Annotated in this window: 15 protein-coding genes; 12 read left to right on the top strand and 3 right to left on the bottom strand. The window is 71.4% G+C overall.

Translation table 11 applies throughout. From position 1 onward, the window contains the following. Positions 1 to 143: 143 nt before the first annotated feature. On the top strand, positions 144 to 680 hold the full coding sequence (locus tag ACQPZA_RS00630; RefSeq protein ID WP_169397799.1) for a cupin domain-containing protein: 537 nt from the start codon (positions 144 to 146) through the stop codon (positions 678 to 680). Here the strand turns inward: ACQPZA_RS00630 and ACQPZA_RS00625 are convergent. Next, the gene (locus tag ACQPZA_RS00625) at positions 674 to 1,312 is read right to left on the bottom strand and encodes a GNAT family N-acetyltransferase (RefSeq protein ID WP_433277426.1); all 639 of its coding nucleotides are present in this window, start codon (positions 1,310 to 1,312) and stop codon (positions 674 to 676) included. The two genes, ACQPZA_RS00630 and ACQPZA_RS00625, sit on opposite strands and share 7 nt — an antisense overlap. A 54-nt stretch (positions 1,313 to 1,366) precedes the next feature. Here ACQPZA_RS00625 and ACQPZA_RS00620 point away from each other — a divergent pair, with 54 nt between their 5' ends. The 9 genes from ACQPZA_RS00620 (at position 1,367) to ACQPZA_RS00580 (ending at position 11,644) form a co-directional block, all read left to right on the top strand. Continuing rightward, entirely contained in the window at positions 1,367 to 2,362 is a 996-nt protein-coding gene (locus tag ACQPZA_RS00620; RefSeq protein WP_433277424.1) for an NAD(P)H-quinone oxidoreductase, read from the top strand. A 136-nt stretch (positions 2,363 to 2,498) separates the two neighbouring features. Beyond that, positions 2,499 to 3,059 carry a bacterial proteasome activator family protein gene (locus ACQPZA_RS00615; protein ID WP_169397802.1) on the top strand — a complete coding sequence of 187 codons (561 nt, stop codon included), beginning with the start codon at positions 2,499 to 2,501 and terminating at the stop codon, positions 3,057 to 3,059. 186 nt (positions 3,060 to 3,245) lie between these two features. Beyond that, a complete protein-coding gene (gene wzm / locus ACQPZA_RS00610) occupies positions 3,246 to 4,070 on the top strand; it encodes a galactan export ABC transporter permease subunit Wzm/RfbD (RefSeq protein WP_169397822.1) in 825 nt (274 codons plus the stop codon). 7 nt (positions 4,071 to 4,077) lie between these two features. Further along, positions 4,078 to 4,845, top strand: coding sequence for a galactan export ABC transporter ATP-binding subunit Wzt/RfbE (wzt, locus tag ACQPZA_RS00605; RefSeq protein WP_169397803.1), 768 nt, complete (start codon positions 4,078 to 4,080; stop codon positions 4,843 to 4,845). After that, a complete protein-coding gene (glfT1, locus tag ACQPZA_RS00600) occupies positions 4,842 to 5,768 on the top strand; it encodes a galactofuranosyltransferase GlfT1 (RefSeq protein WP_169397804.1) in 927 nt (308 codons plus the stop codon). Before wzt ends, glfT1 begins: the two co-directional genes overlap by 4 nt. A 286-nt stretch (positions 5,769 to 6,054) precedes the next feature. Then, positions 6,055 to 7,293, top strand: coding sequence for a glycosyltransferase (locus tag ACQPZA_RS00595; RefSeq protein ID WP_433277421.1), 1,239 nt, complete (start codon positions 6,055 to 6,057; stop codon positions 7,291 to 7,293). Then, entirely contained in the window at positions 7,280 to 9,253 is a 1,974-nt protein-coding gene (locus tag ACQPZA_RS00590) for a right-handed parallel beta-helix repeat-containing protein (protein ID WP_433277419.1), read from the top strand. Before ACQPZA_RS00595 ends, ACQPZA_RS00590 begins: the two co-directional genes overlap by 14 nt. Further along, positions 9,250 to 10,290, top strand: coding sequence for a right-handed parallel beta-helix repeat-containing protein (locus ACQPZA_RS00585; RefSeq protein WP_433277417.1), 1,041 nt, complete (start codon positions 9,250 to 9,252; stop codon positions 10,288 to 10,290). Before ACQPZA_RS00590 ends, ACQPZA_RS00585 begins: the two co-directional genes overlap by 4 nt. A gap of 49 nt (positions 10,291 to 10,339) precedes the next feature. Continuing rightward, the gene (locus tag ACQPZA_RS00580; protein WP_169397808.1) at positions 10,340 to 11,644 is read left to right on the top strand and encodes a UDP-glucose dehydrogenase family protein; all 1,305 of its coding nucleotides are present in this window, start codon (positions 10,340 to 10,342) and stop codon (positions 11,642 to 11,644) included. A 58-nt stretch (positions 11,645 to 11,702) separates the two neighbouring features. Here ACQPZA_RS00580 and ACQPZA_RS00575 read toward each other — a convergent pair whose 3' ends face one another. Further along, a complete protein-coding gene (locus ACQPZA_RS00575) occupies positions 11,703 to 12,116 on the bottom strand; it encodes a GtrA family protein (protein WP_433277415.1) in 414 nt (137 codons plus the stop codon). Between the two features lie 90 nt (positions 12,117 to 12,206). On the opposite strand from ACQPZA_RS00575, the gene ACQPZA_RS00570 reads away from it, so the two are divergent. Beyond that, entirely contained in the window at positions 12,207 to 13,895 is a 1,689-nt protein-coding gene (locus tag ACQPZA_RS00570) for a DUF885 domain-containing protein (protein ID WP_433277413.1), read from the top strand. 135 nt (positions 13,896 to 14,030) lie between these two features. Further along, positions 14,031 to 14,675 (top strand): nitroreductase family protein, encoded by a 645-nt coding sequence (locus ACQPZA_RS00565; protein WP_169397811.1) that lies wholly within the window; start codon positions 14,031 to 14,033, stop codon positions 14,673 to 14,675. Positions 14,676 to 14,690: 15 nt separating this feature from the next. Here the strand turns inward: ACQPZA_RS00565 and ACQPZA_RS00560 are convergent, their stop codons facing one another. Then, positions 14,691 to 15,296, bottom strand: coding sequence for a DUF1707 SHOCT-like domain-containing protein (locus ACQPZA_RS00560; RefSeq protein WP_169397812.1), 606 nt, complete (start codon positions 15,294 to 15,296; stop codon positions 14,691 to 14,693). Positions 15,297 to 15,318: the final 22 nt, after the last annotated feature.

Here is a 15,318-nt window from a genome sequence, read left to right as displayed (position 1 = left end):
CCGGAACGGGCGACTCGCGCGGCCGGAAGGGGCGACTCGCGGGGGGTTTGCTTCCGCCCGTCGGAACTGCCGTAGCCGGGCGCTGCGGGGGTTCGTAGCGTGGCTCACGACCTGCGATGTGGCAGAGGACGAGAGGACGACCCATGACCTCGACGGCGGACGCGGCCCCCCAGGACCTGCAGGACCCGAAGCTCCCTGCTGCGGACGAGTTCTCCATCTTCACCGGGGAGCCGATGCACTCGCTGCGCGACATGCTCACCGAGGTCACCTTCACCCCGGGTCCGGGTGAGGAGTTCGCCGCGACGTCGATGTTCAACGGTCTGCGGTCGCTGGTCCCGTTCTGCCACGCGGGGTCGGAGGGGTTCAGCATCGTGCGCGTCTACCTCGCGCCGAACTACATCCTCCCTGCGCACACGCACAACAGCGACTGCCTCTACTACGTGCTCCAGGGCAAGGCCATCCTCGGCAAGCGCGTGATCGAGCCGGGCGGTGGCTTCTTCGTCCCGGCCGGCAAGGCGTACGGCTACACGGCGGGGGCCGAGGGTGCCGAGGTGCTGGAGTTCCGGCACGCCACGAGCACCGACTTCCACGAGACCGAGCGCAGCCCCGCGCGCTGGCAGAAGATCCTCGACAACGCCGAGCAGAACGACGGCTGGAAGGACGCCGACCTGCCCTACTGAGCGGGGACGCCGAGCAGCTCGCGGCACGGGTCGAGGCCCTCCACCCGCAGCGCCCAGTCCGGCCGCACGAACCGGTCGGACGTGACGAGCAGCCGTACGTCCTGGCCCGCCCTCCCCCGCCGCACCACGGTCTCGGTGCCGTCGTGCTGGTAGCCGAGGCGCTCCGACACGCGCAGCGACGCCACGTTCCCGCTGAAGGCGGAGGACCGGGCCCGGACCGCTCCGAGGTGGTCGAACGCGAACGCCAGCACCGCGGCGCGCATCTCGGTGCCGATCCCGCGGCGCTGGTGGCGCAGGCCGATCCAGGAGCCCGTCTTGACCTCGCGGACGAGGCCGAAGTTCTGGCCCGTCAGCCCCTGCATGCCGACCACGCGGCCGTCGAGGCGGACCAGGAAGTTGAGCGTCCAGTTCTCCGGGCCGAACTGAGCCCGCTGCGACCAGTAGTGCTGCAGGGTGCGGTGGCCGACATGGTCCGTCCAGGGGACGAGGAACGGCATCTCGTCGGGAGGGTGGACGCCGCGGTGCGCCTCCTCCACGAGCTCGAGCAGCCCGTCGTCGTCATCGGGGCGCAGCTCCAGGCGCGGGGTGCACAGGGCCAGCCGGCGCAGCGGCCACGGGTCGGGGAGCGTCATGACAGCACCCTGCCGGATCTGCACGGACGGACTCGACCGAATAGTTTCGAGGTCATGTATGCAATCACGGTTCGTGAACCGGGCGGTCCCGACGTTCTCGAGTGGACCGAGGTCCCCGACCCCGTAGCGGGCCCCGGCGAGGTCGTCGTCGACGTGGTGGCGAGCGCGGTCAACCGCGCCGACCTGCTCCAGCGCCAGGGCCACTACCCGCCGCCCCCCGGTGCGTCGGACACCATCGGCCTGGAGTGCTCCGGACGGATCGCGCAGCTCGGCGAGGGCGTCGAGGGGTGGCAGGTCGGCGACGAGGTGTGCGCGCTGCTCGCCGGTGGCGGGTACGCGGAGAAAGTGGTCGTGCCCGCGGTGCAGCTGCTGCCGGTGCCGTCCGGCGTCGACATCGTGACGGCCGCCGGGCTCCCCGAGGTGGCGTGCACGGTCTGGTCGAACATCGTGGCAGCGGGCCGGCTCAGCGCGGGCGAGACGTTCCTGGTGCAGGGCGGCAGCAGCGGCATCGGGACGCACGCGATCCAGGTGGCGAAGGCGCTCGGCGCCAGGGTGGCCGCCACGGCAGGGGCACCGGACCGGCTCGAGCGCTGCCGCGAGCTGGGTGCCGACATCGTCATCGACTACCACGACGACATCCCCGCCGAGCTCAAGAAGGCCACCGACGGCCACGGCGCCGACGTCATCCTCGACAACATGGGCGCCAAGGGGCTCGCCGCCAACATCGACGCGCTCGCGCCCGACGGCCGGCTGCTGATCATCGGCCTGCAGGGGGGCGCGAAGGGCGAGGTCAACCTCAACAAGCTGCTGGTCAAGCGGGCCAGCATCACCGCGATGGGGCTGCGCGGGCGGCCGGTGGACGGACCCAACGGCAAGGGCGCGGTCGTGGCAGGCGTGCGGGAACAGGTGTGGCCGATGATCGAGGACGGGAAGGTGCGGCCGATCGTGCACGGCACCGTCCCGATGCCCGACGCCGGCAAGGCGCACGCGCAGCTGGAAGCCGGCGGCGTGGTGGGGAAGCTGCTGCTGGTGACCCCGGGCAACGCCTGAGGGGCACGGGCCGACGGGCGAGCACCAGCCGGCGGCCCGGCGTCCGGATACGGTGTCGGGGAACAGGACATCGACAGTGATGTGGCGAGCGTGGATGCGGCGAGCGTGCGTCTGCTCGCCCGGGAACATGGAGATCATGAGTCAGCCATCGGAGCAGCACGCGAACGGCAACGGCGAGCAGCAGGTCGTGGTCATCGGGCCGGACGGCCAGCCGGTGGGCATGGCGACGCTGCCCCAGTCGGGCGAGGACGGTGGCGAGCAGGGCGGTGTGGGAGCCATGGTCGAGCAGCCCGGCAAGGTCATGCGGATCGGCACGATGATCAAGCAGCTCCTCGAGGAGGTGCGTGCGGCACCTCTCGACGAGGCGTCGCGCAACCGGCTCCGCGAGATCCACGAGAACTCGATCAAGGAGCTGGAGACCGGTCTCGCGCCCGAGCTGCGCGACGAGCTCCACCGCCTCAGCCTGCCCTTCACCGACGACAGCACCCCGTCGGACGCCGAGCTGCGGATCGCGCAGGCGCAGCTGGTCGGCTGGCTGGAGGGGCTGTTCCACGGCATCCAGACGGCGCTGTTCGCGCAGCAGATGGCCGCCCGCGCGCAGCTGGAGCAGATGCGTCGAGGCCTACCTCCCGGTGCCGTGCCGCAGCAGCCCGGCCCCGAGGGTGGCCTCGGCAGGGGCACCGGTCAGTACCTGTAGCGGGCCGCACCGGCAGGTGACGGGACCGGCCGCGGACATGCCTCGGAATTACAACAACGTGGCGTTGCTGCAATCGGGGCAGGCCCGCACGAGCCCGTCACCACCCGTCGGTACGCTCATCGGGTGGCTCAGACGATGACCACCGGTGACGACCGGGCCGAGGAAGCGACGTCCGTGCCGGCGGTCATGCCCGAGGCTGCTCCCTCGCGCAGCTGGCGGCGTGCCTTCGACGACCTCGGGCAGGGCTGGCGGCAGCGACCGCTGTGGGGATACCTGGGCTGGCAGGACATCAAGCAGCGATATCGCCGCTCGGTGCTCGGGCCCCTGTGGATCAGCATCACCATGGCCGTGGTCGCCACGGCCATGGGCATCCTCTACGGCGCCCTGTTCGGCGAGGACATCCGCACGTTCCTGCCCTACGTCGCCACCGGTCTCCTGATCTGGTACTTCATCAACGGCTGCATCCTCGAGGGCAGCGAGGTCTTCATTGCCAACGAGGGTCTGATCCGGTTCCTGCCGGCTCCGCTGAGCCTGCACGTCTACCGGCTCGTGTGGCGCCAGACGCTGTTCTTCCTGCACAACCTCGTCGTGTGGGGCATCCTCGCCGCGATCTTCCGGCCGCCACTCGGCTGGTCGCTGCTGCTGGCGATCCCCGCCTTCATGCTGCTCATCGTCAACGGCGCGTGGATCACCGTGCTCACGGGCATCATCGCCACCCGGTTCCGCGACATCCCGCCGATCATCGCCAGCCTCGCGAACCTGCTGTTCTTCGTGACGCCGATCGTGTGGCAGTACGACACTCTGCTGAAGAACCCGGCCGTGGCCGAACGGGCCCGGATCGCGGAGCTGAACCCCGTGCTGCACTTCGTCGAGATCCTCCGCGAGCCGCTGCTCGGCGAGCCGATCGTCTGGCACCACTGGATCGTCGTCGGTGTCATCACGGTGGCGGGCTGCATCGCGGCGCTCGTCTGCCTCCGCAACTACCGCTCCCGCGTCGCGTACTGGGTCTGAGGACGGCATGGTCAGCATCGATCTCGACGGCGCGGCCGTCGACTTCCCGATCTTCGACGCCAAGACGCGGTCGCTGAAGAAGGCCGTGCTCGGCCGCGCGGGCGGCCGGATCGGCACCGGTTCGAAGGTGCCCATCATCGAGGCGCTGCGCGACATCACGGTGTCCCTGCGCAAGGGCGACCGCGTCGCGCTCGTCGGGCACAACGGAGCGGGCAAGTCCACGCTGCTGCGGCTCATGTCGGGCATCTACGAGCCCACCCGCGGACGCTCCTCCGTGATCGGCAAGGTGGCGCCGGTCTTCGACCTGGCCGTCGGGATGGACCCGGAGATCTCCGGGCTGGAGAACATCCTCATCCGCGGCCTCTTCCTCGGCATGACGCGCAAGCAGATGGAGTCGCGGGTCGACGACATCGCGGCCTTCACCGAGCTGGGCGACTACCTTAAGATGCCGCTGCGCACCTACTCCACGGGTATGCGCGTGCGGCTCGCGCTCGGCGTCGTCACCAGCATCGACCCCGAGATCCTGCTGCTCGACGAGGGCATCGGCGCGGTCGACGCGGAGTTCCTCGCCAAGGCGCGCAACCGGCTCAACGAGCTGGTGGAACGCTCCGGGATCCTCGTGTTCGCATCGCACTCCGACGAGTTCCTCGCCGACCTCTGCGACACGGCCATCTGGATGGACCGGGGCACGATCCGGGAGCACGGACCCCTGCGCGAGGTGCTGCGCCACTACAAGGGCCGCGACGTGCTGGCCGAGATCGAAGCCACCCGGTGAGACAGGAGCCGCTCCCTGCCGGCTCGGTCGTCGCGGTGGTCGTCACGCGCCATCGCACCGACATGTTGGTCGACTCGCTGGCCGCGCTCGCGAAGCAGACCCACCCCATCGCCCACCTGATCGTCGTCGATAACGGGCCGGACCAACCGGCCCGCGACATCGTCGACGCCAGTGGCCTGCCCGCCACATGGCTGCCGTCCTGGAGCAACCTCGGTGGCGCCGGCGGGTTCGCCCTCGGCATGCTGCACGCGCTCGCCATGGGCGCGGACTGGATCTGGCTGGGTGACGACGACGGCCACGCCGCCGACGAGACGGTGCTCGCCACCCTCGTCGATCTCGCGGAGCGCCGCGGGCTGGCCGCGGTGTCGCCCACCGTCGCCGACAAGGACCACCCCGACCGCCTCGCGTTCCCGGTACGTCGAGGGCTCACCTGGCACCGGTCGCGGGCGGCACTCGCCGCCGACGTCGGCCACGGCGCCGACGACGAACTGCTCCCCGGGGTCGCCGCGCTGTTCAACGGGGCGCTGTTCCGGGCCGCCACTCTCGACGTCATCGGGGTCCCGGACCTGCGGCTGTTCGTCCGCGGCGACGAGGTGGAGATGCACCGCAGGCTGGTGCGGTCCGAGTTGCCGTTCGGTACGTCGCTCCGGGCGGCCTACCTGCATCCGGCCGGGTCGGACGACGACAAGCCGATGCTCGGCGGCCGGCTGCACGCGCGCGACCCCGACGACCCGGTGAAGCGCTACTACACCTATCGCAACCGCGGGTACCTCGTGTCGCAGCCGGGCATGCGCAAGGTCGGGCTGCTGGAGGTGCCGCGGTTCGCCTGGTACTTCCTGGTCACCAAGCGCAGCCCGAAGCAGTTCGCACAGTGGGTGCGGCTCGTGCGCCAGGGGCGTGCCGAGCGGTTCCACCGCGCCTGACGTAATCAGGTCGTCACTGCACGCTATCAACACCCACCCGATTGGGTGTGATTACGATCACATCACTTAGCCGTATCTTTTTCTTCTGTTAGTCGTGTGCACGCCCGCGCGTTCTCGGAATGTGTAACTCATCGCTGACACAACCCCTCTGACGTGCAGAGAAGCGAATCTCGACCGATCAAGGTAAAAGGATGGTTAACACTCCCGGTCACCACTCCAGGTGATCGCTGTCCACCCCGCACTGCTAATTTCCCCACTCGATAGTGGTCGGATATCGGGGGACAAGATGTGGGATTGGCTCCGCTTTCTGGAGCATTGGCAGCTCTTCCTGCCGGTCGGTGTCATCGGCGGCATCTCCTGGTCGGTCTGGCTGATCCGCAAGGTCATGTCCGCCGGCTACCGCCCTCTCGTGAACGACTTCCGGACCACGACCTCCGTGGTCGTTCCCTCGTTCCGTGAGGACCCGGACGTCCTCCTGCGCTGCCTCGACACATGGCTGGCCCAGGGGCCGACCGAGGTGATCATCGTGCTCGACGTCGAGGACCTCGAAGCCCGCGACCGTCTGATGGCACGCCAGGACCGGCGCATCCACGTCATGATGTTCGCCCACGAGGGCAAGCGCTCGGCCCTCGGCGTCGGCATCCGGGCCGCCCGGTACGAGGTACTCGTCCTCACCGACTCCGACACCGCGTGGGAGCCGGGCCTGCTCGACGCCGTGCAGATGCCCTTCGTCAACCCGAAGGTGGGCGCGGTCGGCACCCGGCAGAACGTCTTCGAGCCCCGCAGCAGCGTCTGGCGCCGCGTCGCCGACTGGATCATCGACCTGCGGTACATAGACTACGTGCCCGCCACGGCTCGGCGCGGGGGCGTCGTCTGCGTCTCCGGACGCACCGCGGCCTACCGCCGTTCCGCGGTGATGCCGGTTCTGGCCAACCTCGAACACGAGTTCTTCCTGGGCAGGCGCTGCGTCGCAGGCGACGACGGCAGGCTCACCTGGCTGGTGCTGGCCCAGGGCTACCGCACCGAGCACCAGGACTCGGCGCGGGCGCTGTCGATGTTCCCCTCGACGTTCAAGGCGTTCTGCAAGCAGCGTGTCCGCTGGAGCCGCAACTCCTACCGCTGCTACCTCACCTCCATCTTCAAGGGCTGGCTGTGGCGCGTCCCGCTGATCTCGCAGCTGACCGTGTTCCAGATCCTGTTCACGCCGGTCACCATGTTCGCGACGGTCTACTACCTCGTCGCCGCGTGGTTCAGCCCCCAGCGCGAGCTCGCCGTGATCCTCGGCATCGCGTGGCTGTTCATCGGCCGGGCCATCCGCAGCTTCTCGCACCTGCGCCGCCGACCGTCCGACCTCATCATCCTGCCGCTCGTCACTTTCGTGATCATGTTCGTGGCTCTACCGATCAAGACCTGGGCATTCGTGACCATGAACAAGCAGGGGTGGCTCACCCGGCACGCCGACCTCGTCGGCGGCGAAGGCCAGGACGAAGCCAGCCTGACGGAGGACACCCGTGGCGCAGCCTGAACCGACCCCCCGCCGGAAGAGCCGTCGCTGGCTCGTGGCACTGACGGCGCTCGTCGTCGTCGGCGGCATCGCGGCGGGCGCCGTCCAGACCGGCATGGTGGAACGGGTCCTCGGCCCGGACCCGACCGACACCGGCAGCAGGCTCGACGACGCCGAGGAGGCCGGGGTCGTCGAAGCCCCGACGGACGCCGAGGACGACGTCGCCCCCACCACGGAAGCGCAGCAGCACCAGGCGACCCTCGTCGAGGCCGAGGACGACCGGCTCTTCGCGATCGTCAGCGACCGGCCTCCGTCGGAAACCCCCTACGAGGTGGCCGCAGCGGGTCAGGCCGTTCCCACCGTGGTCCTCACCCCCCGTTCCCAGCCGTACGACCTCCCCTCGCTCGAGCGGCTCAACGCCGCGGCGCGGCAACCCGACGGCTCCTGGCTGCTGAGCCGGTCCGTGGTGGTGGGGCGTGGCGCGGAGCTGCGGATCCAGGAGCCGAACGCAACCCTGAAGCTGGCCAGCGGCCCGAGCGGCTTCGCGACCCTGGTCGCCTTCAAGGGGACGCTGACCCTCTCCGGTGGTCCCGACGCTCCCCTGACCATCACGAGCTGGGACCCGACGGCGAACGCGCCGGACACCGACCGCGGTGACGGCCGCGCCTACGTGCGCGCCGTCGGGGCCCGGATGGACCTCACCGAGGTCAAGGCATCCGACCTCGGGTTCTGGAGCGGTCGCACCGGCGGTGTGGCCTGGACCGGCAGCGCGGGCGCACCGGCCACCGGCTCGGCGAACCACATGACGGTCGAACGCGGCCACTACGGGATCTTCACCAGCCGCGCCAGCGACATCGTCGTCAACGACGCGACCCTGCGCGACAACGAGCTGGACGGGCTGCTGCTGCACCGGGAGACGAGCGGCGTCACCGCCACCGACGTCACGAGCAGCGGGAACGGACGCGACGGCGTGACCGCCACGCGCGGCGCCGAGCGCATCACCCTCACCGAGGTGACGTCCTCGGACAACGCGGGCAACGGGATCCGGATCGACGGATCCCCGCTGGCCGCCGAGGCCACCGCGGGCGGGGCGAGCACCGCCCAGGGCGCCGGCTACACGATCGAGCGCTCGACCGCCACGGGCAACATCGACGCCGGGATCCTCGCCGTCGAGGCGGGCGGCCTCGCGCTGCGCGACAACACCGTGTCGGGCAACAAGGACGGGATCGTGCTGCGCGGCGACGCGGAGCGGCCCTCCGTCACGGGCAACACCGTCGACGCGGCCGAGTTCGGCATCGCTGTGCGCGGCGGCACCCGGGCCGCGCAGGTCACCGGCAACCGCGTCGGTTCGGCCGTGATCGCGATCCAGGTCACCGACGCATCGGCCACCGTCCAGGAGAACGAGGTGCGCGCCGCGTCCCGCTACGGCATCTCGCTGGTGGGGCAGGTGACCGGGTCGTCGGTCACCACCAACAAGCTGGCCGGCCGGGGCCTCGCCGCCCTCGACGTCAACCGGGTAGGCGCCACCGCCACCGTCGGCATCTCCGGCAACGACGAGACCCGCTGGACGGTCGACCGCGACGAGCTGCGCTACTGGAGCGACTACGCGAAGACCCATCCACTGCTGCTGCTGTGGCTGCTCATCCTGCTCCTGCCGCTGGCCGCCCGGCTGTGGACCAAGCGCCGCAAGCGGCTGCGTGACGAGCACGAGCACGCCCACCCCTACGTCAACGTGCCGCCCGGCCCTCCGGTCCCCGGCAACAGCCACGTGATCACCTCGATCGGGAGGCCGGGGCCGGTCGCCCCGATGGCCCGGCCGATGCCGCGTCCGATGCCCCAGCCGATGCGGCCGGTGCCCCCGGTTCCCACGCCCGATGCCGCGCAGCCGGCGCCGGACCGGCCCGAGGAGGTCGCCACCCCGACCGTCGCCCTGCCGGTCACCCGCGTCACGGTGGTCTCCGGGCGAGGGGCCCGCCGGTGACGGCGGTGCCCGGGTCGCCGCTCCGGCGCCGGGTCACCGGCCTGGTCGGCGGTCTGGTGGCGGTGGCTGCCCTGGCCGCGTGCGGGGGTGGGGACGGCGGAGGACAACCGGCGCCGGCACCCGCCCCCTCGCCTCCCACGGCAGGCACGGCGTGCACGCAGAAGCCCACCACCGAGGTCCGCACCGCCGACGAGCTCACCGAGGCACTCGCCGGGGCCCAGCCGGGCTCGGTGATCTCCCTCGCCCCGGGCACCTACGCAGGCACCTTCGTGGCCACCGCGCAGGGCACTCAGGACAAGCCGATCGCCGTCTGCGGAACCCGCGACGCCGTCCTCGACGGCGGCGCCACCGACGGCGGCTACACGTTCCACCTCGACGGCACGGCGTACTGGCAGCTGAGCGGCTTCACCGTCCGCGGCGGCCAGAAGGGCGTGATGGCCGATCGCGCGCACGGCAACCTCATCGAGGGCCTGCTCGTGGAGGGCACCGGCGACGAAGCCATCCATCTGAGGCAGAACAGCACCGACAACGTGGTGCGGGGCAACACCGTGCAGAACACCGGCCTGCGCAACGGCAAGTACGGCGAGGGCATCTACATCGGCAGCGCCGAGAGCAACTGGTGCGACCAGACGAACTGCGAGCCCGACCGCAGCGACCGCAACACCATCGAGGGCAACACCATCTCCGGGACGACCTCGGAGTCGGTGGACATCAAGGAAGGCACCACCGGCGGGATCCTCCGCGGCAACACGTTCTCGGGCGCCGGCATGACCGACGCCGACTCCTGGGTGGACATCAAGGGGAACGGCTGGACGATCGTCGGCAACACCGGCACCGACAGCCCCAAGGACGGGTTCCAGGTGCACGAGATCCTCGACGGCTGGGGCCTGGACAACACCTTCGACTCCAACACGGCCACCGTCAACGCAGATGGCTACGCGATCAACGTCACCAAGAACGAGGAGCGGAACCGGGTCGGCTGCGACAACCGCAGCGTCGACGCCGGTCAGGGTCTGAGCCCCGAAGCCTGCGGCTGACCCACCACGACCTCTCCAGACCAACCGAATCGAATCGAGAGGAGCCGCTGTGTTCGCTCGACGGATCGCCGTCATCGGCACCGGCTACGTAGGACTCACCACCGGCGCCTGCCTGGCCTCACTCGGCCACCACGTCGTGTGCGCCGACATCGACCCCGACAAGATCGACCGCCTGAACGACGGCCAGATCGACATCCTGGAACCCGGCCTGCCCGAGCTGGTCGCCGAGAACGTCGCTGCCGGCCGCCTCGAGTTCGTCCTGGGTGCGCGGCAGGCGATCGTCCGGCCCGAAGAACCCGCCGTCGAGGTGGTGTTCCTCTGCGTCCCGACGCCGATGGGCGAGGGCGGCGCAGCCGACCTGGCCGCCGTGCAGGCGGTGGCGAACGAGGTGCGCCACCTGCTGCCGAAGGGCTGCGTCGTGGTCAACAAGTCCACGGTGCCGGTCGGCACGGCCGAGGCGACCCGGAAGATGCTGGGCCGGCGCGACGTGTCCGTCGTCAGCAACCCGGAGTTCCTCCGGGAGGGCAGCGCGGTGCACGACTTCCTGCACCCCGACCGGATCGTGGTCGGCAGCGACGCCCAGGACGCCGCCGAGCGCGTGGCCGCGCTCTACTCGAAGCTCGGTGCCCCCACCCAGCTCACCGACGCGGCCAGCGCCGAGATGGTCAAGTACGCGGCGAACTGCTTCCTCGCCATGAAGCTGTCCTACGTCAACGCGCTCGCCGACCTGTGTGAGCGGCTCGGCGCGGACGTCATCGAGGTCACCGAGGGCATGGGCTACGACCGGCGGATCGGGCAGACCTTCCTGTCCCCCGGCCCCGGCTGGGGCGGCTCGTGCTTCCCGAAGGACACCCACGCGCTGCTGCAGATCGCCGCGGCGGCGGGGATGGACTTCGAGCTGGTCGGGGCGAGCCTGCGCACCAACGAGACCACGCGCGAGCGCGTGGTCGACAAGGTCCGCACCGCCGTCGGGGGCTCGCTCGCCGGGCAGCGGATCGGCCTGCTCGGGCTCACGTTCAAGGCCGGCACGGACGACCTGCGCGACTCCCCGTCGCTCGCCGTCGCGCAGCTGCTGCGCGCGGAGGGGGCCGAGCTCGTCGGGTACGACCCGGCCTGCCCGCACGACGTGCCCGGTGTGACCGACGGGATCACCGTCGTCGACGACGCGCTGGACGCCGCCAAGGACGCTGCGGCGCTGGTCGTGCTCACCGAGTGGCCCCAGTTCCGCACGCTCGACTGGACGGCGCTCGGCGGCGTGGTCGGTGCCCCCGTGGTGATCGACACCCGCAACCTGCTCGACCCCGACGTGCTCCGCCGGGCCGGCTTCGCCTGGATCGGGCTCGGCCGCAGCTGACGTACCCGGTCCGGCGGCACTCGGCCGCCGGGCCGGTTCAGCGTCGGAAGACCCCGGGTCAGCGCCGGAAGACCACGGTGCGGAGCATCACGAAGTTGACCACCGTGGCCGTGCCCTGGGAGATCACCCACGCCACGCTGACCCGCAGCGGCATGGCAGGCAGCACGGCCAGCATCAGCGCGTTCACCCCGACGGTGAGTGCGAACGTGGTGGCGTAGAGCAGCACGAAACCCGCCAGCCGGGCCCGCGCCGCGCCCTCGACCTGGAACGTGAAGCGCCGGTTGAGGAGGTACGCGGTGGTGGTGCCCAGGATGAAGCTCACGGCCCTGGCGGCGTCGGGCCACGTGCCGAGGGCGAGCAGCCCCTGGTAGGTGCCGAAGTCGACCCCGGCCGACAGCACGCCGATGACGACGAACCGGCTCAGCTGCGCGACCAGGCCGAGCTGGGCCGGTGCAGAGCGGGTCGCGGTCACCTCAGCAGGGTATCCGCCGCGTCCGAGCGCCCGGTGCCTCCCCCGGATGCACCGCTGCGCGATTCCGGTTCGCCCGGCACGATCATCCGGATGACCACCGTGACCGATGCCGGCACCCCCACCGGGGTGCGCGCCCTCGCCGACGACTACGTCCGGCGTCTCGCCGACCTGGACACCAGGACCGCGACCTCGCTGGGCACCCACCCCGGCGACGACCGGACCCCCGACCTCTCCCCCGACGGCCAGCAGGCGATCGACGACCTCGCGCGCAGCGTGCTCGCCGCCCTCCCCGCGGCGGTGGTGGCCGACGACGACGACCGGCGCTGTGCGCGCCTGCTGCGCGAACGTCTCGAGGCCCAGCTCGCCGTGAGCGACGCCGGGGAGCACCTGCGGACGCTGCGCAACATCTTCGGACCCCACCAGCAGGTACGGCAGCTGTTCGAGCTGATGCCGACGGCCACGTCCGACGACTGGGACGTGGTGGCCCGCCGGATGGCCCGGGTGCCGCAGGCGTACGCCGGGTACGTCGCCACGCTCACCGAGGGGTCGCGCCGCGGCCTGTACGCGGCGCCCCGCCAGGTCGAGACGGTCGTCGGGCAGCTCGACGCCTGGCTGGCCGGCGCGGAGGGCACCTGGTTCCACACGTTCGTCGCGAAGGCACCCGAGGACACCGCGTTGCGCGCCGCGCTGGCGGACGCCGCCGACGCCGCCGCCGCCGCGGCGCTCGGGCTCCGCGACCACCTCGCCCACGAGTACCTGCCAGCGGCCCAGGGCACGCCCGACGGCGTCGGCGCCGAGCGCTACCGGCTCGGGGCCCGCCTGAGCACGGGGTCGGACCTCGACCTCGCCGAGGCCTACGCGTGGGGATGGGACGAGTTCCGCCGGCTCGACGCGGAGATGCACCGCGAGGCGCAGACGGTGCTCCCCGGCGCCGACCCGATCACGGCGATGCGCCACCTCGACGAGAACGGCGACGCGGTCGACGGGGTCGAGGAGGTACGCATCTGGCTGCAGAAGATGATGGACACCGCGATCGACGAGCTGGACGGCGCCCACTTCGACATCTCCGGGCCGATCCGCACGGTCGAGGCCATGATCGCCCCGTCGGGCAGCGCCGCCGCGCCCTACTACACGCGCCCGTCGCTCGACTTCTCCCGGCCCGGCCGCACCTGGCTGCCCACGCTCGGCCAGACCCGGTTCCCCCTGTGGGGCCTGGTCAGCACCTGGTACCACGAGGGCGTTCCCGGCCACCACCTGCAGCTCGCCCGGTGGGCGCACCTCGCCGACCGGCTCTCGACGTACCAGACCACCGTCGGCTCGGTGTCCGGCAACACCGAGGGCTGGGCGCTCTACGCCGAGCGGCTGATGGACGAGCTCGGCTACCTCACGCTGCCCGGCACCCGGCTCGGCTACCTCGACGCGCAGCAGATGCGCGCCATCCGCGTGGTGATCGACATCGGGATGCACCTCGGGCTGCAGGTCCCCGCCGACTCGTCCGTGCACGCCGGGGAGACCTGGACCCCGGAAGTGGCACGCGCGTTCTTCGGCGCCCACTGCGGGCGTCCCTGCCCGTTCCTCGACAGCGAGATCGTGCGGTACCTGGGCTGGCCCGGTCAGGCGATCAGCTACAAGCTGGGCGAGCGGGCCTGGCTGGCCGGCCGCGATGCCGCCAGGGCTGCCCGGGGTGCGGACTTCGATCCCAAGGCCTGGCACGGCGCCGCACTCTCACTGGGCAGCCTGGGCCTGGACGACCTCACCGACGAGCTCGCCCGCCTGTAGGAGGCTCCTGCCCGACGAGGCTCGACCGCGCCTCGTCGGGCAGGCGGGAACGAGATCGGCTCGCGGGCCTGTTGAGCCGGTGCCGGCGGTGGACGGCCCTGGACGGGTCCGCGACCCGCCGCGGGAGGAGACCCGATGACCGTCCTCGAGCTGTCCACCGACCAACTGCTGAGCACCACCCGTGCGGTCCGCAAACGGCTCGATCTCACCCGTCCCGTCGAGCGGTCGGTGCTGCGCGAGTGTGTGGAGCTGGCCGCGCAGGCACCCACCGGCCGCAACCGCCAGCGCTGGGAGTTCGTGTTCGTCACCGACCCGGGACGGCGGGCGGCGATCGCCGATCTGTACCGGCTGGGCCTGACCCGGCCGACCGTGCCCGTGCCCTACGACGGGGTGGACCGCTCGGAGGCCGACGGCAGGCAGCGGATGGCCGACAGCGCACAACACCTGTTCGACCATCTGCACGAGGTGCCGGTGCTGCTGGTGCCCTGCGTGCACGTCGTCCGCGAACCCAGCCCGTCGGTGGTGGCGCAGGCGAACCTCTGGGGGTCGGTACTGCCCGGGGTCTGGAGCTTCATGCTCGCCGCCCGCTCCCGCGGCCTCGGCACCGCGTGGACCACCGCCCATCTGCACTACGAGCGCGAGGCCGCCGACGTGCTCGGCATCCCGTACGAGTCGGTCCAGCAGACGGCACTGATCCCGGTGGCCCACACGATCGGCACCGACTTCCGCCGCGCACCGCGCACCGACTCCGACGCCGTCACCCACTGGGACAGCTGGTGAGCGCCGGACGGCCGCTCAGAAGTAGTGGCCCGCGAAGCGGTACCGCCGCCGCACCGTGACCGAGCCCATCCCGGCCCGGCCGTGCACCACGAAGTGGGGCACGCCGGGCCTGCGGATGGACGGGACGCTGCTCTTGACGGTGCCCATGGTGGCCACGACGGCATCGACGTCGGCCGTGGACTCGTCCGGCACGAGCAGCCGCGCCGAGCCCGCGCCGAGGTCGACCTCCACGTCGATCACGGGGTGGCGCAGCGGGGTGTCGCAGAAGTCCAGGACGACCGAGCCCATCGCGCTCTGCAGCCGGAGCCGCGGCGGGACGTCCCAGGCGCCGCGGCGCTTGATCGTGGACGCTCCGGTGCGCAGCACCAGCGGCGGTGCGTCCGGCGCGTGCGGCGGCGGGACGGCACCGGCGAGGGCGGCCTGGTGCGCTCCGGGCAGGTCGGCCAGTGGTGGCAGGAGATCGGCCTCGTACCGCGCGGCGTAGATCACCGACAGCCGCTCCTCCAGCTCCGACACGGTGATCCGGCCGTCGGCGAGCGCCTGGTGGAGCTGGGCTGCGGCACGCTCCCTGTCGGCGTCGGAGATCCTGATTCCCGGTGGGTCCGGCGGCGTCGTGCTCACCTCAGCAGAATAGTGGGGAATG

It is taken from the genome of Pseudonocardia xinjiangensis (assembly GCF_050948425.1).
In the GTDB taxonomy this organism is placed as follows: Bacteria; Actinomycetota; Actinomycetes; order Mycobacteriales; family Pseudonocardiaceae; genus Pseudonocardia; species Pseudonocardia xinjiangensis.
Note: the sequence above shows the minus strand (reverse complement) of the source record. Positions and strands in the feature narration are given on the sequence as shown.